Origin of the sequence: Promicromonospora sp. NPDC060271, from assembly GCF_042726755.1 — a bacterium.
Lineage (GTDB): Bacteria > Actinomycetota > Actinomycetes > Actinomycetales > Cellulomonadaceae > Promicromonospora.
The window spans coordinates 1-18,716 of record NZ_JBHXBG010000110.1 but is presented as its reverse complement, the minus strand read 5'-3'; the positions used below and the strand labels follow the sequence as shown (position 1 = coordinate 18,716).

17 protein-coding genes are annotated in these 18,716 nt (G+C 71.7%); 11 read left to right on the top strand and 6 right to left on the bottom strand.

Annotated features, from left to right (window positions below; all coding sequences use genetic code 11):
• Positions 1 to 97: 97 nt before the first annotated feature.
• Positions 98 to 631 carry a GNAT family N-acetyltransferase gene (locus ACFWE2_RS16930; protein ID WP_377225387.1) on the bottom strand — a complete coding sequence of 178 codons (534 nt, stop codon included), beginning with the start codon at positions 629 to 631 and terminating at the stop codon, positions 98 to 100.
• Between the two features lie 465 nt (positions 632 to 1,096).
• Between ACFWE2_RS16930 and ACFWE2_RS16925 the strand changes: the two genes are divergently transcribed.
• Both ACFWE2_RS16925 and ACFWE2_RS16920 read left to right on the top strand, forming a co-directional pair.
• Positions 1,097 to 2,323 (top strand): pyrophosphate--fructose-6-phosphate 1-phosphotransferase, encoded by a 1,227-nt coding sequence (locus tag ACFWE2_RS16925; protein WP_377225386.1) that lies wholly within the window; start codon positions 1,097 to 1,099, stop codon positions 2,321 to 2,323.
• Positions 2,324 to 2,378: 55 nt separating this feature from the next.
• Positions 2,379 to 3,749, top strand: a complete 1,371-nt coding sequence (locus tag ACFWE2_RS16920; protein WP_377225385.1) for a class II 3-deoxy-7-phosphoheptulonate synthase — start codon at positions 2,379 to 2,381, stop codon at positions 3,747 to 3,749.
• Here the strand turns inward: ACFWE2_RS16920 and ACFWE2_RS16915 are convergent.
• Positions 3,746 to 4,402 carry a 4'-phosphopantetheinyl transferase gene (locus ACFWE2_RS16915; protein WP_377225384.1) on the bottom strand — a complete coding sequence of 219 codons (657 nt, stop codon included), beginning with the start codon at positions 4,400 to 4,402 and terminating at the stop codon, positions 3,746 to 3,748. The genes ACFWE2_RS16920 and ACFWE2_RS16915 overlap by 4 nt on opposite strands.
• 3 nt (positions 4,403 to 4,405) lie before the next feature.
• Positions 4,406 to 4,771 (bottom strand): Rv2175c family DNA-binding protein, encoded by a 366-nt coding sequence (locus ACFWE2_RS16910; protein ID WP_377225383.1) that lies wholly within the window; start codon positions 4,769 to 4,771, stop codon positions 4,406 to 4,408.
• A 125-nt stretch (positions 4,772 to 4,896) separates the two neighbouring features.
• Here ACFWE2_RS16910 and pknB point away from each other — a divergent pair, with 125 nt between their 5' ends.
• Entirely contained in the window at positions 4,897 to 6,777 is a 1,881-nt protein-coding gene (pknB, locus tag ACFWE2_RS16905; RefSeq protein WP_377225382.1) for a Stk1 family PASTA domain-containing Ser/Thr kinase, read from the top strand.
• A gap of 104 nt (positions 6,778 to 6,881) precedes the next feature.
• Here the strand turns inward: pknB and ACFWE2_RS16900 are convergent, their stop codons facing one another.
• Together ACFWE2_RS16900 and ACFWE2_RS16895 are read right to left on the bottom strand one after the other, a co-directional pair.
• Positions 6,882 to 8,030: a polyprenyl synthetase family protein gene (locus tag ACFWE2_RS16900; RefSeq protein WP_377225381.1), complete on the bottom strand. Its 1,149-nt coding sequence runs from the start codon at positions 8,028 to 8,030 to the stop codon at positions 6,882 to 6,884.
• Between the two features lie 9 nt (positions 8,031 to 8,039).
• Positions 8,040 to 8,627, bottom strand: coding sequence for a hypothetical protein (locus ACFWE2_RS16895; RefSeq protein ID WP_377225380.1), 588 nt, complete (start codon positions 8,625 to 8,627; stop codon positions 8,040 to 8,042).
• A 129-nt stretch (positions 8,628 to 8,756) separates the two neighbouring features.
• On the opposite strand from ACFWE2_RS16895, the gene ACFWE2_RS16890 reads away from it, so the two are divergent.
• The 3 genes from ACFWE2_RS16890 (at position 8,757) to ACFWE2_RS16880 (ending at position 12,640) form a co-directional block, all read left to right on the top strand.
• Complete coding sequence (locus ACFWE2_RS16890; RefSeq protein WP_377225379.1) at positions 8,757 to 10,121, top strand: DUF4192 domain-containing protein; 1,365 nt, start codon at positions 8,757 to 8,759, stop codon at positions 10,119 to 10,121.
• 60 nt (positions 10,122 to 10,181) lie between these two features.
• Positions 10,182 to 10,547 (top strand): universal stress protein, encoded by a 366-nt coding sequence (locus tag ACFWE2_RS16885; protein ID WP_377225378.1) that lies wholly within the window; start codon positions 10,182 to 10,184, stop codon positions 10,545 to 10,547.
• A gap of 380 nt (positions 10,548 to 10,927) precedes the next feature.
• On the top strand, positions 10,928 to 12,640 hold the full coding sequence (locus ACFWE2_RS16880; RefSeq protein WP_377225377.1) for an RNA polymerase sigma factor: 1,713 nt from the start codon (positions 10,928 to 10,930) through the stop codon (positions 12,638 to 12,640).
• A 355-nt stretch (positions 12,641 to 12,995) separates the two neighbouring features.
• Here the strand turns inward: ACFWE2_RS16880 and ACFWE2_RS16875 are convergent, their stop codons facing one another.
• Positions 12,996 to 13,202, bottom strand: a complete 207-nt coding sequence (locus tag ACFWE2_RS16875; protein ID WP_020014335.1) for a hypothetical protein — start codon at positions 13,200 to 13,202, stop codon at positions 12,996 to 12,998.
• A 222-nt stretch (positions 13,203 to 13,424) separates the two neighbouring features.
• Between ACFWE2_RS16875 and ACFWE2_RS16870 the strand changes: the two genes are divergently transcribed.
• From ACFWE2_RS16870 to ACFWE2_RS16850, 5 genes are all read left to right on the top strand, one after another.
• Positions 13,425 to 15,548: a type IIA DNA topoisomerase subunit B gene (locus ACFWE2_RS16870; protein ID WP_377225376.1), complete on the top strand. Its 2,124-nt coding sequence runs from the start codon at positions 13,425 to 13,427 to the stop codon at positions 15,546 to 15,548.
• Between the two features lie 124 nt (positions 15,549 to 15,672).
• Positions 15,673 to 16,137: a DUF4430 domain-containing protein gene (locus ACFWE2_RS16865; protein WP_377225375.1), complete on the top strand. Its 465-nt coding sequence runs from the start codon at positions 15,673 to 15,675 to the stop codon at positions 16,135 to 16,137.
• Positions 16,116 to 16,766 (top strand): DUF6580 family putative transport protein, encoded by a 651-nt coding sequence (locus ACFWE2_RS16860; protein WP_377225374.1) that lies wholly within the window; start codon positions 16,116 to 16,118, stop codon positions 16,764 to 16,766. Before ACFWE2_RS16865 ends, ACFWE2_RS16860 begins: the two co-directional genes overlap by 22 nt.
• 104 nt (positions 16,767 to 16,870) lie before the next feature.
• Positions 16,871 to 18,181 carry a lipase family protein gene (locus tag ACFWE2_RS16855; RefSeq protein WP_377225373.1) on the top strand — a complete coding sequence of 437 codons (1,311 nt, stop codon included), beginning with the start codon at positions 16,871 to 16,873 and terminating at the stop codon, positions 18,179 to 18,181.
• Between the two features lie 221 nt (positions 18,182 to 18,402).
• Complete coding sequence (locus tag ACFWE2_RS16850) at positions 18,403 to 18,699, top strand: WXG100 family type VII secretion target (RefSeq protein WP_377225372.1); 297 nt, start codon at positions 18,403 to 18,405, stop codon at positions 18,697 to 18,699.
• Positions 18,700 to 18,716: the final 17 nt, after the last annotated feature.

Genomic DNA, 18,716 nt, shown 5'->3' with positions numbered 1-18,716 from the left:
ACCGATCTCAGGGCAACGGACCGAAGTCGTTCCGGTGGCGAGGCGACCGATCGAAGTCGCGCGGCCGCGGTCCGCCGCCGTGTCGTGTCCGGTGCCACTATCCCGTCGTCAGCGAGATCCAGGTGTCCGGCGGGAGGTCCGGGCGGCCGGGGACCGGCCGGTGCTGCTCGGTCCACGCCCGCCCGACGGCGTCGGTGGCCACCGCCCGCCAGAACCGCACCGCCGGCGGGTTGGCGTCCTGGAACGCGATCTCCCACCGCCCCGGGTAGCTCGCCAGGACCTGCGCCGCGAGCTCCCGCCCGACGCCGCCCCTGCGTGCCCCGCGGACCACGAAGAACGAGGTGAGCACGCGGGCCGGGCCGTCGAGCGCCCGGACCAGCGCGAAGCCGACGGGTGACGGCGGGGCGCCGTCGGACTCCAGGTGGGCGAGAAACCCGCTCCGACCAGGGTCGGTGAACGTCGCGTCGAGCCGTTCGCGCCGGAACTGGCCGGTCGGGCCGGGGAGCGCCCCGGTGACCTCCGACATGTCGTGCCGGAACAAGAGCCAGAGCCGTTCCAGCACCGGGCGGTCGGCGGGGGTCGCGGCCCGGATCGTCAGCCGCGTGGGCGCGGATTCAGGAGAGTTCGTCATAACAGAAAGCCTCCCGGGCCATGAGGCAACCGGGAGGCTCAGGACAAGTTTCTCATGCGCCGCAGCTCCGAGTCGAGACGCAGGTTGGGCACAAGCGTTGACGGCGCTGGGCCCCGAACCGAAAGCCACCGTGCACGGCGCCGAACCGAAGGTTGCACGTCGATCAGCGGCCGTTGTGACCAGCAACCCTCGGGTCGAGCCCGTTGACGACGTCCAACCTTCGGTTCGGCGCCGTTGGCCGGCATGGACGACGTCCAACCTTCGGTTCGGCGCCGCCCGTGGGCCGGTAGCACGGGGAGCTTTCGGTTCGGCGGCTGCCGGGTGCGCCCGTCGGTCGCGTGCTCAGTCACCGGACGTGCCGGGCGGGGGCGCCAGGCGTCAGTAGGATGACGACGAAGGGTGCCGCGCGGGCCATCGCCGGCCGCGGCGCCCGTGAACTTTTCCTGATGAGAGGTGCTCCTGAAGATGGCTGTTCGTCGTGTGGCTCTGCTGACCGCCGGCGGCTTCGCGCCCTGCCTGTCGTCCTCGGTCGGTGGCCTGATCGAGCGTTACACCGAGCTCGACCCCGAGATCGAGATCATCGCCTACCTGCACGGCTACCACGGCCTGCTGACGGGCAACAAGATCGAGATCGACGAGGAGGCGCGCAAGCAGGCGCACGTCCTGCACCGCTTCGGTGGCTCGCCGATCGGCAACTCGCGCGTCAAGCTGACCAACGTCAAGGACGCCGTCAAGCGCGGCCTCGTCAAGGAGGGCCAGGACCCGCTGCACGTCGCCGCGGAGCAGCTCAAGGCCGACGGCGTCGACGTCCTGCACACCATCGGTGGCGACGACACCAACACGACCGCCGCCGACCTCGCCGCCTACCTGCACGACAACGGCTACGAGCTCACGGTCGTGGGCCTGCCGAAGACGATCGACAACGACGTCGTGCCGATCAAGCAGTCGCTGGGCGCGTGGACCGCCGCCGAGGAGGGCGCGAAGTTCGCCGCCAACGTCATCGGCGAGAACCGTGTGGGCCCGCGCATGCTGATCGTGCACGAGGTCATGGGCCGCCACTGCGGCTGGCTGACCGCTGCGACCGCGCAGTCCTACCGCGGCTGGCTGGACGACCAGGAGTGGGCGCCGGCCCTCGGCCTGTCCCGCGAGCGCTGGGACGTGCACGCCGTGTTCCTGCCCGAGCTCGAGATCGACCTCGAGGGCGAGGCCAAGCGCCTGCGCGGCGTCATGGACGAGATCGGCAACGTCAACATCTTCCTCTCGGAGGGTGCGGGCATGCACGAGATCGTGGCCCAGCTCGAGGCCGCGGGCGAGACCGTGGAGCGTGACCCCTTCGGCCACGTCAAGCTCGACACGATCAACCCGGGCCAGTGGTTCGCCAAGCAGTTCGCGGAGAAGCTCGGCGCCGAGAAGGTCATGGTCCAGAAGTCGGGCTACTTCTCGCGCGCCGCGGCCGCCAACGCCGAGGACCTGCGCCTCATCAAGTCGATGACCGACTACGCGGTGGAGTGCGCGCTGCGCGGCGAGTCCGGCGTCATCGGCCACGACGAGGAGGACGGCGACCGCCTCAAGGCGATCGCGTTCCCGCGGATCGCCGGCGGCAAGGCGTTCGACGTCTCGCAGGAGTGGTTCGGCGAGCTCCTCGCGGACATCGGCCAGCCGCTCGTGCCGGCCGCCCCGGCGGAGCACTGAGCACGGTGCGGGCACCACTCGTAGCGGACGCGGTGGTGGACGGACGGGCGCGCTGATGAGCACTGTCACCGACCCGGCCGAACGGTCGGCCGATCCGGCAGGTCCGGCAGGCCTCGACCACTACCGCACGCTCACGGCGCTCCAGCAGCCCACGTGGCCGGACCCGGCGGCGCTCGCGGCCGCCACCGGACGCCTGGCGCAGGCCGCGCCCATAGTGGTGCCCGCACAGGCCGACCTCCTGACCGAGCGGCTCGCCGCCGCCGGTCGGGGGGAGGCGTTCCTGCTCCAGGGCGGGGACTGCGCGGAGACGTTCGCCGAGGCGAACGCCGACCGCATCCGCAACAAGATCCGCACCATCCTGCAGATGGCTGTCGTGCTCACCCACGGCGCGAGCACGCCGGTCGTGAAGATGGGCCGCATGGCCGGCCAGTACGCCAAGCCGCGCTCCAGCGACACCGAGACCCGCGACGGCGTGACCCTGCCCGCCTACCGGGGCGACATGATCAACGGGTTCCCGTTCACGCCGCAGGACCGCACACCGGACCCCGATCGGCTGGAGCAGGCCTACCGGATCTCGGCCGCCACGGCGAACGTGGTGCGCGCCTTCACGCAGGGTGGATTCGCCGACCTGCGCCAGGTGCACGAGTGGAACCGCGGCTTCATGCGCAACCCCGCCTACGCGCGGTACGAGAAGACGGCGGACGAGATCGACCGCGCGATCCGGTTCATGCACGCGTGCGGCGCCGACTTCGACGCCCTGCGCTCCGTCGAGTTCTTCCTGAGCCACGAGGCCCTCGTGCTCGACTACGAACGCGCGCTGACCCGCACCGACCAGCGCACCGGACGGTCCTACGACACCAGCGCGCACTTCCTCTGGATCGGGGAGCGCACCCGCCAGCTCGACGGCGCCCACGTCGACTTCATGTCCCGGATCGCCAACCCGATCGGCGTGAAGCTCGGCCCGGGGACGACGCCGCACGACGCCCTCGCGCTCACCGAACGGCTGAACCCGGACAACGTGCCTGGACGGCTCACGTTCATCACGCGCATGGGCGCCGGGCGGGTCCGCGACGTGCTGCCGACCATCGTCGAGGCCGTGACCTGGTCCGGCGCGAACGTCACGTGGGTGACCGACCCGATGCACGGCAACACGATCACCTCGGACAGCGGGTACAAGACCCGCCGCCTGACGGACGTGCTCGACGAGGTCGCCGGGTTCTTCGAGGTGCACAAGACGCTGGGCACCGTGCCGGGCGGGCTGCACATGGAGCTGACGGGCGACGATGTCACCGAGGTGCTGGGCGGGGCAGAGGAGATCTCCGACGAGGGCCTCGCGCTGCGCTACGAGACCCTCGTGGACCCGCGCCTGAACCACCAGCAGTCGCTGGAGCTGGCGTTCCAGGTGGCGGAGATGCTGCGCGCCTAACGCCCGGGCAGCACCAGCGCGGTGACCACCACACCGTTTCCCCGGGCCCAGCGGCCGCTGACCACCTGGGGGAACGGAGCGGTGTCCGCGCGACGGATGCGGGCCAGGAACGTGCCGTCGGCCCTCAGCTCGATGCCGGCCTCCTCGAAGCCGAGCCATTCGTGCCGCAGCGGGTACCACGCCTTGTAGACCGACTCCTTGGCACTGAACAGGAGCCGCCCCCACGGCGTGGCCGCGTCCCGTGCCGCCAGCCGCTCGATCGCTTGGGTCTCGCCGGCGTCCATGACCGATCCGACCACGTTCGCAGGCAAGGGGGCGTCGATCTCGACGTCGATCCCGATCGCCGGCGTGTCGACGGAACGTGCGGCCACGGCCACCGCGAGCCCCGGGCAGTGGCTGATGCTCCCCACCACGCCGTCGGGCCACAGCGGCTCCCTGCGCGGCCCGGGCAGCAGGGACCAGCCGTGGTGCCCGAGCTCCTCGAGCGCCGCGCGTGCGCACGCGCGGCCCGCCGTGAACTCCCGGCGTCGCGACGGCACGGCCGCGGCGATGACGCGAGCCTCCGCGGGAGTCAGCGGCGACGACGGTGTCGCCGCGCCCCAGAGGGCATGTATCGCAGGCCCGGGGCCGACGGCGCGGCGAACGAGGCCCACGGTCTAGAGCAGCGTCTGCGCCACCCGGCGCACCGCTGCGCGCTTGCCGCCGATCAGGGCGTCGACCGGCGGCTCGCCGAGCTCGTCGTTCGGCGTGAACAGCCACTCGAGGATCTCCTCGTCGGTGAACCCGGCGTCGGCCAGCACGATCACGGTGCCGCGCAGCGTCGGGATGACACCGGGGCGGCCGTCGACCTCGGGGAGCACGAACTTGGCAGGCACCTCGAAGATGGTGCGCTCGCCGCGCTTGATGCCGACGACGTGCCGGTCACGGACCAGGCCACGGGCCTTGCCGACCTCGATGCCGAGGATCTCGGAGAGGTCGGGAAGGTTCAGCCATTCGCCAACGAGGGCGTCGAGATCTGTCACGGTAGAAGGGTATGCGACGGGGCGCGGGCCGGGGCGCCGCAACGATCCGGCAACGGCCTGGTGTCCGCAATGAGAGTTTCGGTCAGGGCGTGGGTGGTCACCCGTACACTCCCACCGTGGCTCAGGTGACGGCAGACCCTCTCATCGGCCGCCTGGTCGACGGGCGGTACCAGATAGTCGCGCGCGTGGCGCGCGGCGGCATGGCCACGGTGTACCGCGCGCACGACAGCCGCCTGAACCGCGAGATCGCCCTGAAGGTGATGCACCCCCACCTGGCGGACGGTGAGCAGGCCGCGAGCTTCCGGGAACGCTTCGAGCGTGAGGCCCGCTCGGCGGCGGGCCTGCAGCACCACGGTGTGGTGGCGGTCTACGACCAGGGCACCGACGGCGACATGCGCTACCTGACCATGGAGTACGTGCCTGGTACCAACCTGCGCCACCTGATCAGCACCGGCGAGCTCACGCTGCGTCGCTCGTTCGCGGTCCTCGACGTGGTGCTCTCCGCCCTGGCGGCCGCGCACGCCAAGGGGATAGTGCACCGGGACATCAAGCCCGAGAACGTGCTGCTGGAGGCGGGTACGGGCCGCCCGAAGGTCGCGGACTTCGGCCTGGCCCGCGCCATCTCCGAGGTGTCGAACACCACGACGGGCACCGTGCTCGGCACCGTCGCCTACCTCGCTCCCGAGACGATCTCGACCGGGCACGTCGACATGCGCGCCGACGTGTACGCCGTGGGGATCCTCGCCTTCGAGATGTTCACCGGCCGGCTGCCGCACACGGGGGAGGGGCCGATCCAGGTCGCGTACGCGCACGTCAACAGCGACGTGCCGCCCGTGAGCGCGTTCGCGGGCCATCTGGGCCGCCCGCTGGACCTGCTCGTGCGCGCGCTCACCGCCCGCGACCCGGACCGCCGCCCGCGCGACGCCGCCGTCGCGCTGGACGCGCTGCGCGACACGTTCCAGCAGATCCCGAACGAGGTGCTGGACATACCCGCCAAGGCGGCGCCGCCGCCCTCGCCCACTGCCGTGAAGGCGGCGCGTACCGCGGTGGTGGAGCGGCCCGCTGCCGGGCGCTGGGTCGCCCAGCAGTCGCCCCCGCCCCCACCTCCGCCATCCGTGGAGAAGCCCCGGCGGGGCGGCAAGATCCTGCTGGCCGTCGCGCTGGTGGTGGTCCTCGCCGGCGCCTGGTGGTACACGGAACGCGGTCCGGGCGCCTACTCGGTCGTGCCCGACGGCGTGGTGGGCGCCAGCGAGCAGGCCGCCGAGGAGGTGCTGACCGAGGCCGGGCTGACGTCGTCGAGCGTCGAGCAGCACGACTCCGACGTACCGGAGGGCGAGGTCATCTCGGTGGTCCCCGACGAGGGGCAGCGCTGGCACCGCGACCAGCCGGTACGCCTGGTGGTCTCGCTCGGGCAGGAGCTGGCCGAGGTGCCGGAGGGCCTCGTCGGCATGCTGGAGGACGACGCGCGCGCGGCTCTCCAGGACGTCGGCCTGACCGACGTCGAGGTCTCGCGCGAGTACACGAACGACGGCCCGCGGGACGAGGTCATCTGGGCCTCGGTGCGCGACGGCGACATGGTGCCGACGGACGAGCACGTCCGGCTCACCGTCTCCGACGGCCCGCCGCCGGTCACCGTGCCCGACGTCGCGGGGCTCGACGTCGCCGACGCCACCGACACGCTGAGCGCCGAGGGGTTCGAGGTGGCGCGCGAGGACGCCTTCGACGAGACGGTGCCGGCGGGCACGGTGGTCCGGACCGATCCCGGCGAGGGCAAGGGCGCCAAGAAGGGCGCGACCATCACGCTGGTCGTCAGCATGGGCCCCGAGGGCACCGTCCCCGACGTGGTCGGCCTGACCGTCGAGGAAGCGCGGGGACTGCTCGAGAAGGCCGGCTACGACGTGGAGGTTCGCGGCTTCGGCGAGCTGTTCGGCGGCGTCCTGGAGTCCGATCCGGCCGCGGGGGAGGAGCTCGAGCAGGGCGGCGTGGTCACGATCTGGACCCTGTGACCTGGACCTTGTGACCTGGACCTTGTGACCTGGGCCCTGTGACCTGAACCGGGGGGCGCGGTTCGTCCGGCCCGGTTCGTCCGGCCCGGTTCACCCAGCCCGGTTCACGCAGCCCGGTCGACGGCGGCGTGGGCCAGGTCGGTCAGCACGCTCCGGCCGGGCTCGCTCAGGTCCGCGAGGTCGAGCAGCGCGTGCGCCCGGACGGCGAGGTCGTCGATGAGGTGCTCGACGGCGTCCAGCGCGCCCGAGCCGACGATCACCTCGCGGACCCTCGTGACGTCCTCCTCGGAGAGACGGGGATCGCCGAGCGCCGCGGTCAGCGTCGCGGCGTCGGACCCGTCCGGGTCGGGGAGCAGGGCGAGGGTGCGTGCCACGACCACCGTGCGCTTGCCCTCACGCAGGTCGTCACCGGCGGGCTTGCCCGTGACCGCCGGGTCGCCGAAGACACCGAGCACGTCGTCGCGGAGCTGGAAGGCCTCGCCGAGGGGCAGGCCGGCCGCCTCGATCTCGGCCGCCGCCCGCGCTCCCCGGCCGGCGAGCAGCGCGCCCAGCGCGAGCGGCGCGGCCACGGAGTAGCTGGCGGACTTGGCGCGCAGCACCTTCCGGGCGCGCTCCTCGTCCGAGGCGGGGTCGTCGCCCCACGGCTCGGCCTGGACCAGCACGTCGAGGTACTGGCCGACGACCACCTCGCTCTGCATGGTGTCGAACCGGGCGCGGGCCGCCTCCGCGACGTCGGCCGGAAGCGGCGCGAGCGCCGCGGAGAGCTCGCGCTGGGCGGCGAGGAGCACGAGGTCCCCGAGCAGGATCGCCGTGGCGTCGCCGAACCGCACCGGCTCGCCGGACCAGCCGGCGGAGGCGTGCCTGGCGGCGAACGCACGGTGCGTGGTGGGGCGGCCGCGGCGGGTGTCGGAGTTGTCCATCACGTCGTCGTGCAGCAGCGCGGCAGCCTGGAAGAGCTCGAGCGCCGCGCCCACCCGGACCGTGGCGATCCTGGCCACGTCGGTGGGATCCGCGGAGCCGCCGTGGGCACGGAAGGACCAGTAGCAGAACGCCGCCCGCAGCCGCTTGCCACCCATCAGCAGGCCGGCCGCCTCCTCGACGATCGCCTCGGCGCTCGGGCTGATCGCGCCGACCTCGGCGGCCAGCCCACCGAGATGAGCGGTCACGGCGGCGTCGACGTCGGCACGGAGATTCTCGGTGTCGAGCAGGGCTGCGGGGTTCAGGGCACCGGTACGGGCGGGTGATACGGACACGGCACCAGCCTATGGGGTGCGGACCGTGCCGCTGATCGAGGCGAGGCGCCGCTTCCCGTCGTCCAGCACACCCACGACCAGCGACTCCTGGACCTCGCCCGCCTTCGTCCTGGTGACCCGCCGGAACGCGGTCTGAGCGGTCAGGCCGCTCGACTCAGGGGCAGCGATCTGCTTGAAACCTTGCGCGACCAGGATCTGCTCGGCCTGGGCGACCACCTTCTTCGTCGACAGGCCCGACGACAGGTTGAGCGTCACCTGGGTCATCGCGACCGGCTCGGCCTTCGAGCCCTTCGCGCTCTCCGGAGCAGGGGCTGGACTCGCCGACGAGGCGAGCAGGGTCGCGCCCTCCGGCATCGGGAACAGGTCCTTCGGGAACCCCTCCGCATAGGTGGCGACCGCCGACGAGGGGTCGAAGGTCGGCAGGTCGGCAGGTCCGCCGGACGCCGCGACACGTGCCTCCGGTGTGCTCTCCGCGGTGGCACCCGCCGCCCGCTGCTCCGTCCCGGCGCTCCCGGTACCGCACCCCGCGGTCGCGAGCGCCAGCCCGAGTGCGGCGGCGAGCGCTGCCGTGCGGCGGGCGGTGGCGAGGTGGGGCACGTTGCACACGGTAGCTGGAGAGACCCGCACGAGGACAGCGTGCGGCTCCGAGCTCGACCACAGGAGATCCGTTGTCCACACGGCCCTCCTGGGCGCGCCCCGGCCCCGGCGGGCGGCTGGGATCGAGGCATGAACCCCGACGACATGAACCGCACTGACATCACCTCGAAGAACCTCGGCGGGCGATCGGCGGTGCCGAACGCCACGGTGGTCCGCGTCGCCGGGCCGGAGGACCTGCTCGCCTACATCCCGTACCGGCTCGGCTTCGAGCCCACCGAGTCGGTGGTCGCGGTGAGCCTTACCGGTCCGCGCCGGCGGGTAGGGCTCGTAGCCCGGGTCGACCTCGCCGACCTGCGTCTGCGGCAGCCGGACGACCCGGACGGGCCCGACGGCGCGGCCACCGCCCGCTGGCTCACCGACCATGTGGTGGCCGACGGCGCGGACCGCGCGGTGGTGGTGCTGTACACCGCCACCGACCCGGCCACGCCGTCCGGGGCCGCACGCCGCGCCGTCGACCTGCTGCGAGCACGGCTCGAACGCAGGCTCCCCGGCACGGAGGCCTGGCTCGTCTCCCCGACGGGCTTCCGGGCGCTCGACTGCGCCGACCCGACGTGCTGCCCGGCCCAGGGCCGGCCGCTGTCCGCACTGAAGGGCAGCCGGGTCGCCGCCCACATGGTGCTCGAGGGCCGCACCGTCGCCGGCACCCGCGAGGAGCGGTACGCCCTGCGCGCCGCGCCCGAGCAGGCAAGGACCCAGGCCCGGCGCGCGGCGGCCCGCTGGACCGGCACCTACCGGCGGCTCCTGGACGCGACCACGTCCCCGGACGGCGGCGGACCCGTCGACCGCACGATCCCGGTCCGCCGCACCGGGCGACGGCAGGGTGCAGCCTTCGGCCCACCGGCGGTCGAGGCGCACGCCCTGCGTGCCGACCGGGAGCTGGGCGACTGGGGCGCCGAGAGCCTCGACCTGTGGCGCTCCTTGCTGCGCGTCGCGGTCGGCGTCCGCCCCGGACAGCCACTGACGCTGTCCCCGGTCGACCTCGGGAAGATGGGCGCGGCGCTCGCGGACGTTCCCGTGCGGGACGCGGTGCTGCTGAGCCTGGCGCCGGGCGCCGAGGATGCGGCGCTGCGGACCGCGCGGCGGCAGGTGGACGGCGACACGGACGCGGCGACGGCGGCGGTGATGGCGCGGATCGTCGACCCGGAGCAGGGCGTCCCGCCGGACGAGGCGATCACTCGTGCGGCGTGCCACGTGCTGGAGGCCGTGGTCACCCATGTCCCACGGAACCGACGAGCCCCTGCCTACCTGCTGCTGGCGCTCGTCGCGTGGTGGCGCGGTGACGGCGGCCTGGCTGCCGAGCGGGTCTCCGACGCGCTCGGTGTGGACCCTGGCTACCGGCTCGCGCTGCTGCTCCGTGGGGCGGTAGCCGGCGGGGTGCCACCGGGCTGGGTGCGGCGCGAGCAGGACTCACGGCGAGTGGCGCACCGCGGGTGAGGCGTGCCGCACAGCGGGTGAGGCGCTACGAGGGTCGTGGCGTGCGGTAGCGTCGGGAGCATGACGATCGTCGTCGGCCAACTCGCCACGCCAGAGGGCCAAGAGGCTCTCAGCTCCGCTGTCAGAGAGGCCAGGGAGCGCAACGTCCCGCTGGTCGTCGTCACCAACGGCAAGCGCCCGGAGGACGAGTGCAGGGCCGAGTCCGACGAGCTCGTCAGCAGCCTCGCGGGTGACGTCGACGTGCGGGTCGAGCACGGCACCGGCGACCTCGCCGAGGACCTGATCCGCACCGCCACGAGCACCGGCGCCGATCTCATCGTGATCGGTCTGCGCAAGCGGAGCCCCGTCGGCAAGCTCATCCTGGGCGCGGGTGCTCAGCGAATCCTCGTCGAGGCGCCGTGCCCGGTCCTGGCGGTGAAGGTCTGACCGGCCAGTGCAGGTCTGAGCTGGCCCTGACCTGATCTCCGCCTGACCGGTCGCCGGTCCCTGTCCTGGTCAGTTCCCGCCCTGGTCACGAGGGCTGCCGTCCGTGCTCGACCTGTCCGCCTTCACCGGCCCTCCAGCAGTTCCCGGAAGAGCAGTTCCCCAGGAACGGGAATGCTCGGGCCGTCTGGTTCGTTGAATCTTGGCACGCGAAACCAGATACACCCGCGGGGCTGCCCCGCCAGACGTGACTTCGCACTGACTTTGCCCATATCACCGCGTTCGTCGCGGCGTACATGGAGGCCGACGGTACAATATATATGTTCGCCGGCGGAAGAAGAAGGTCCAGTGAAGGCCCCGCCGGCGGTACACCGCCCCCTCGAATGCCGAAAGGTCGGTTTGTGGCGCCCACTCCGCTGAAAGCCCCCCAGGACACCGCTCCTGTCCCTGCACGCGACAACCTGCCCCGAGAGTTCGAGCATCCTGCCCTGCAGGAGCTCCTCGCTCGAGGCGCTGCCGACGGCTCGGTCGACGCCGAGAGCTTCCGGCGCGCATGCGAGACCGCGGAGGTTGGTGACGCCAGGCGGCTCAAGGCGGTGCTGCGCGCACTGGCCAACGCCGGCGTGCAGGTTGGTCTGCCTACGGTGACCAAGGTTGCCGCCGCTGCGGCTACCCGCTCCACCGCGGTCGCCGCCAAGGCGCCCGCCGACGGCGACGCCGAGGCGAAGCCCGCTCGTCGCACCCGTGCGACGACCGCCAAGGCCCCCGCCAAGAAGGCCCCGGCACGCTCCACCGCGAAGCCGAAGGACGCCGACGAGATCGATGAGATCGACGAGGTCGATGACGTCGATGACATCGATCTGATCGACGACGACGACGTCGACGTCGACCTTGACGACGAGGCCGGCACGAGCGGGCGCAAGAAGCCGGCGTCGAAGGCCGCCGCCAAGAAGCCTGCCGCTCGGGGCAAGTCGAAGTACGACAACATCGAGCCCGACGGCGTCGCCGTCGAGGACCCCGAGGACGAGTCCGACGCCGGTACCGAGATCGTCACCAAGGCGACCCGCGGTCGCGGCGGCAAGGCGGCGAAGGAGGGTGACGAGAGCGCAGGCTTCGTCGTCTCCGACAAGGACGACGACGACCAGCCCGCGCAGCAGGTCGTCACCGCCGGCGCAACGGCCGACCCGGTCAAGGACTACCTGAAGCAGATCGGTAAGGTCGCGCTGCTGAACGCGGAGCAGGAGGTCGAGCTCGCGAAGCGCATCGAAGCCGGCCTGTTCGCGGAAGAGCGGCTCGCCACCACGGAGTTCAACCGGGACGACAAGGACCAGCGCCGGTTCGAGCGCGACCTCAAGTGGATCGCGCACGACGGCAAGCGCGCCAAGAACCACCTGCTGGAGGCCAACCTCCGCCTCGTGGTGTCGCTGGCCAAGCGCTACACGGGCCGCGGCATGCTGTTCCTGGACCTGATCCAGGAGGGCAACCTCGGTCTGATCCGTGCGGTCGAGAAGTTCGACTACACCAAGGGCTACAAGTTCTCGACCTACGCCACCTGGTGGATCCGGCAGGCGATCACGCGAGCCATGGCCGACCAGGCCCGCACCATCCGTATCCCGGTGCACATGGTCGAGGTCATCAACAAGCTGGCCCGCGTGCAGCGCCAGATGCTCCAGGACCTGGGCCGCGAGCCCACGCCGGAGGAGCTGGCCAAGGAGCTGGACATGACGCCTGAGAAGGTGGTCGAGGTCCAGAAGTACGGCCGCGAGCCCATCTCGCTGAGCACCCCGCTCGGCGAGGACGGCGACAGCGAGTTTGGTGACCTCATCGAGGACTCCGAGGCGGTCGTCCCGGCCGACGCGGTGTCGTTCACGCTGCTGCAGGAGCAGCTCCACCAGGTGCTCGACACGCTCTCCGAGCGCGAGGCCGGCGTGGTCTCCATGCGGTTCGGCCTCCAGGACGGCCAGCCCAAGACGCTCGACGAGATCGGCAAGGTCTACGGCGTGACGCGTGAGCGCATCCGCCAGATCGAGTCCAAGACGATGTCGAAGCTGCGCCACCCCTCGCGGTCGCAGGTGCTGCGCGACTACCTCGACTAGGTCGAAGAACCTCGACGCCGGGCGGGTGAACCTTCTTCGGAAGGATCCCCGCCCGGCGTCGTCGTATGGGAACGAGCCCGATGCGTCCCTGATGTCCAGCGCCTCGTCCCGTGCCGGGTCCCGAGCGCGACCGGCGGCCGGAGCGAAGCCGGCCCCAGCCAGCCTCCTGGCGGGACGCTCTCGGCTTCCAGGGCGCCTGGGTGGACGCAATGACCGCGACGTGACAGCAGTCGCTGGTAGCGACAGCAGTCCTGGTAGCGCGGGGCAACGGGCATGACAACGGCGGTGAGTCACCTGGCTGGGTGACTCACCGCCGTCCTTGAGCTATGGGTCCGGTGGGTGTCCGGCCTGGATCTCAGGCCTGGCCGTGCTCCGCGTGGAGCCGGTCGGTCTCGTCCTGGACATGGGTGGCGACGTCCGCATAGGCGGACGCGTGTGCGCGGGCGTGGTGGCCGCAGAAGAGCAGCTCGCCCACGGGCAGAACGACGCGCACATAAGCCTGCGCGCCGCAGCGGTCGCAGCGGTCGAGGGCGGTGAGCGGTTCGGTCGTCAAGGTCGTCACATCTCCATCCAACCATTCGCTCGCGCGGTTCATGCCAGCCCGGGTGGCCGGTTCGCTGCGAGCATAGCGGCGTGCCTCACAGTCTTGGGCCCCATCCGCCCCCAATTGCGCTGAAAGGGTAATTTCCGTCATGGGGTGAATTTGTTCGGGAGCGACCGACGGTGAGGCGCCTCACCGGTCCGCCTCACCTGCGTTGTCGGTGTCCTCGTCTACGCTGTCGCCGTGACCGCAACGTCCGAGTCGTACACCGCTCGCCACCTGTCCGTCCTCGAGGGTCTCGAGGCGGTCCGTAAGCGTCCCGGAATGTACATCGGGACCACCGACTCCCGGGGCCTGATGCACTGCCTCTGGGAGATCATCGACAACTCCGTCGACGAGGCCCTGGGTGGCCACGCCACGAAGATCGGGGTCGTGCTGCACGCCGACACCTCGGTCACGGTGTCCGACGACGGCCGTGGCATCCCGGTCGACATCGAGCCCAAGACCGGGCTGAGCGGCGTCGAGGTGGTCTACACCAAGCTGCACGCGGGCGGTAAGTTCGGCGGCGGCTCCTACCAGGCGTCCGGTGGTCTGCACGGCGTCGGCGCCTCCGTGGTGAACGCGCTGTCCGCGCGCCTGGACGTCGAGGTGGACCGCGGCGGCAAGACGCACCGCATGACCTTCCACCGCGGCGAGCCCGGCACGTTCTCCGACCCGGCGTCGGGGCCCAGCCCGGACGCCACGTTCCAGCCCTTCGTGGACCACTCCGAGCTCGCCGTCGTCGGCAAGGTCGCGCGCGGCCGCACCGGCACGCGCGTGCGCTACTGGGCCGACCGTCAGATCTTCCCGAAGTCCGCGGTGTTCAGCTACGACGAGCTGGTCACCCGCGTCCGGCAGACGACGTTCCTGGTGCCGGGCCTGGAGATCGTCGTGCGCGACGAGCGCGGCCTGCCCGGAACCCCTGGCGAGAACGGCCCCCACGAGGAGTCCTTCAAGCACACCGGCGGCGCCGCCGACTTCGTCGAGTTCCTGGCTCCCGACTCGCCGGTCACCGCGACCTGGGTGCTCAAGGGCGCCGGCACCTTCAAGGAGACCGTCCCGGTGCTGGACGAGCGCGGCCACATGACGCCGCGCGAGGTGCAGCGTGAGTGCGAGGTCGACATCGCGCTGCGCTGGGGCACCGGCTACGACACCGAGGTGCGCTCGTTCGTCAACATCATCTCGACGCCCAAGGGCGGCACGCACCTGACGGGCTTCGAGCAGGGCCTCCTGAAGGTGATCCGCAAGGGTGTGGAGACCAACGCGCGCAAGCTGAAGGTCTCCGCCAAGGACGGCGCCGAGCGGATCGAGAAGGACGACGTGCTCGCGGGCCTCACCGCCGTGGTCACCGTGCGCCTGGCCGAGCCGCAGTTCGAGGGGCAGACCAAGGAGGTGCTGGGCACCGGCCCGGTGCGCCAGATCGTCTCGCGCGTGGTCGAGAAGGAGATCCACGAGCGACTGACCTCCGCCAAGCGCGACGAGAAGACGCAGGCCTCCCTGCTGCTCGACAAGATCGTCGCCGAGATGCGTGCACGCATCACCGCCCGCAAGCAGAAGGAGATCTCGCGCCGCAAGAACGCGCTGGAGACCTCCTCGCTGCCCGCCAAGCTGGCGGACTGCCGCTCGAACGACGTGGACCGCTCCGAGCTGTTCATCGTCGAGGGCGACAGCGCGCTCGGTACCGCGAAGCTCGCACGGTCCAGCGACTTCCAGGCACTGCTGCCGATCCGCGGCAAGATCCTCAACGTGCAGAAGGCGTCGATCAGCGACATGCTCCGCAACGCGGAGTGCGCGGCGATCATCCAGGTCCTCGGCGCGGGCTCCGGCCGGTCGTTCGACCTCGAGGCCGCCCGCTACGGCAAGATCATCATGATGACCGACGCCGACGTCGACGGCGCCCACATCCGCACGCTGCTGCTGACGCTCTTCTACCGGTACATGAAGCCGATGGTGGAGGCCGGCCGCGTGTTCGCCGCGGTCCCGCCGCTGCACCGTGTCGAGGTGATCGGCAACGGCCGGCGCAAGAACGAGTACGTCTACACGTACTCCGAGGCCGAGCTGGGCGCCACGCTCAAGAAGCTCGACCGGGCCGGACGCCGCTACAAGCCCGACATCCAGCGGTACAAGGGTCTTGGCGAGATGGATGCCGACCAGCTCGCGGAGACCACCATGGACCCGCGCCACCGCACGTTGCGCCGCGTCACGGCCGAGCACGCCGAGGCGGCCGAGCGGGCGTTCGAGCTGCTGATGGGCACCGACGTGGCGCCGCGCAAGGAGTTCCTCATCGCCGGCGCCGCCGAGCTGGACCGCTCCCGCATCGACATCTGACCCGTCGACGTCTGACCCGTCGACGTGACCCGGGGCGCGCGCTCTGACCCGGGGTGCGGGCGGCGGTGCGCCGAGGGTTGGGACGGCTGCGCCCGGTGGCGCGCGCCGACCTAGACTCGCCGGCGTGAACACGACTTCTGCCCGCCCGTTCCGGGCCATCGGTGCGGCGACCGCCGCACTTCTCCTGACCGGCCTGCTGGCGGCCTGCGGCGGCGATGCGGCCGGGCCTGATCCGGTGGTCCCGGCGACGCTGAACGCGCAGTCGGACGCCGCTTCCGACGGTGCGTCGCCGTCGGCCGGCGCGTCGCCGTCCGACGACGCCACGCCGTCGGCAGGGGCGGAGACCTTCAGCTACGCGGGCCGTACGGGAGCGACCGCGCTCGAGCTGCTGCTCGAGGCGGACCCGTCCGCCGAGGTCACCGGTGAGGGCGAGAACGCGTTCGTGACCGCCATCGGCGGCCGCGCGGCGGACGACTCGAAGCAGGAGTTCTGGTCGCTGTCCGTGGACGGCGAGCCCGCGCAGGTCGGGGCGGGCACACTGGAGACAGAGGACGGTCAGGAGATCACGTGGACGATCGAGACGTACTGACGCCCGCCGCCGGCGACCGGGCCGGCGACCGGGCCTACGACCGTGCCCGCGACCTGACGGTGGGGGAGCTGGCGCGCCGCTGGTGGCGTCCCGTGACGGTGGTGCTCGTGCTGGCCGCCGCCGTGGCGTGGCGCCTGGTCGCGCCCGGCCTGGGCGCGCCGCCGAACCTGGAGATCGCCACGGCCGCGACGTTCCTCGCGGTGCTGCTCCTGCGCAACCGCTGGGCGGCGGTCGTGCCGTTCGCCGTGGTGGCCGTCAGCGACGCGGTGCTCGGCAACACGCAGATCATGTGGTTCACCTGGTCGGCATGGGCGGTGATCGGCCTCGGCGCGATCCTCGCGCGCAACCTGCGCGGCCCGAGCCGGTACGCCGCCGCGCTCGGCGTGGGCGTCGGCGGTTCGCTGTGGTTCTTCGCGTGGACCAACTTCGGCGTCTGGCTGATGGACGGGATGTACCCGGCGACCCTGGACGGGCTCCTCGCGAGCTACGTGGCGGGTCTGCCGTTCCTGCGCACCATGCTGCTGGGCAACCTGGTCCTGGTTCCGCTCGCCGCCGTGATCGCCTCGATGGTGGAGCGGGCCGAGGCCCGGGCGGTGGCTGCGGGCAGCCTGCGTGCGGTGCGCGGCTGAGGCCTCTTTCACCCGGACGCTATTGCGGTTAGAGTCAGTAGCGGCCCGCTCGCGGGCCCGGGCGTTCAGTGCCGAGCGTCCGAGGACCTCAACGAGGAGATCCGATGCCGATCGTCGCCCGCCCGCATGCCCGCAGGTCCGTATCCCGGGCAGCGTCCCGGACGCTGCCCGGCCGGCGCCGGACGCCGCGCACCCGGGCCGCCGTCGTCGCGGCCCTGGTCGTGCTGGCCCTGCCCGCAGCGGCCCTGCCCGCCACCGCAGCGCCGCCGACCACCGCGCCCGCCGCCGTCACAACCGATGTCGCGGACCTGCCGGACCTTCCCGAGGTGCCGCTGCGGGCGCGCGCCGACGACGACTTCTACACCCCGCCGGCCCCGCTGCCCGACGGCGCGAACGGTGAGGTCGTCCGCTGGCGCGAAGAGCCGCGGCAGCTCAGCGCCCGCAGCTACCTGCTCATGTACCACTCGACGAACGCGACCGGGCAGGACATGCCCGTGACCGGCCGGGTGCTCGTACCGAGCACGCCGTGGCGCGGCGAGGGGGTGCGGCCCATCGTCTCGGTGGCGAGCGGGACGCGCGGCGTCGGTGACACGTGCGCGCCGTCGCGCTGGCTCGACTACGAGCGGCCCCTCATCGAGCCGATGCTGCTGGCAGGCTGGGCGGTGGTGGTGACGGACTACGAGGGTCTCGGCACGCCGGGCATGCACACCTACGTCGTCGGGCAGTCGGAGGGACGGGCCGTCATCGACATGGTGCGCGCGGCGACCAGCCTGCCGGCCACGGGCCTGGCGGCCGGCGGCAAGGTCGCGTTCTCCGGCTACTCGCAGGGCGGCGGGGGAGCGATGTGGGCGGGCGAGCTGCAGCCCGAGTACGCGCCCGAGCTCGAGCTAGTGGGTGTCGCGGCAGGTGGCGTACCCGCGGACCTCACCGAGGTGGCCGACGGGCTCGACGGGAAGGTCGGGTTCGGCTTCCTGCTGCTCGCGGCCTACGGGATGGACGCCGCCTACCCCGAGCTGGACCTCGAGACGTACCTCAACGAGCGCGGCCGGGACACCTATGAGCGGGAGCAGGACGACTGCGTGGACACCACACTCACGCACGCGTTCCAGAACATCGGCATGTTCACGACGACGAACCCGCTGCACTCCCCGAAGTGGCAGGCGCGCCTCGCCGAGAACCGGCTGGGGGCCAACCCGCCGGACGTGCCGATCCACCTGTTCCACGGGGCGGCCGACGAGATAGTGGCCCCGCGGCAGGCGCGGGCGCTCCGGGACGAGTACTGCGCGGCAGGCGCGGACGTGCGGTGGGAGTGGCACCTCGGGGAGCACGTCTCCACGTTCGTCACCGGCGCTCCCGGCGTGATCACGTTCCTCGACCGGCGGTTCCGGGACCGCCCGTTCCTCGGCCACTGCTGAGGCGCGGGGCCAGGGTGCGGTGCGCCGGGTGAAATGCCTGGTGAGAGGCACTTTTTGAGCGGGGCGACGGCGGGTCTGGAGGCTGTTCCGGGCCCGTCGTCGTCGTGTCGCGCGCCGTTCGTCCTTCGTTCACATACGCGTCGCCGTCCGGTTAGTCCGATTAATAACGATTGAGGCGTACGTACGAGACCGTCCGCAACCCGTGAGCGAGAGGTTCTGTCATGGCCAACATCAACGTGACCTACCAGCAGATGGAAGACGCTGCGCAGCGCATCAAGCAGGAGTCGGACGACATGCAGGCCAAGCTCGACCAGCTGCGGTCGCTGGTCGAGAACCTGGTGCAGGACGGCTACGTGACGGACAAGTCCTCCAAGCGGTTCGACGAGTCGTACAAGGAGCTCGACAAGGGTGGCAAGCAGGTCATGGAGGGGCTGACCGGTATCGGCGAGTACCTGAAGCAGGCCGCCGAGGCGCTCCGCAAGACCGATGAAGAGCTCGCCAACGCGCTGAACAAGTAGTCCCGATGGCAGACCTT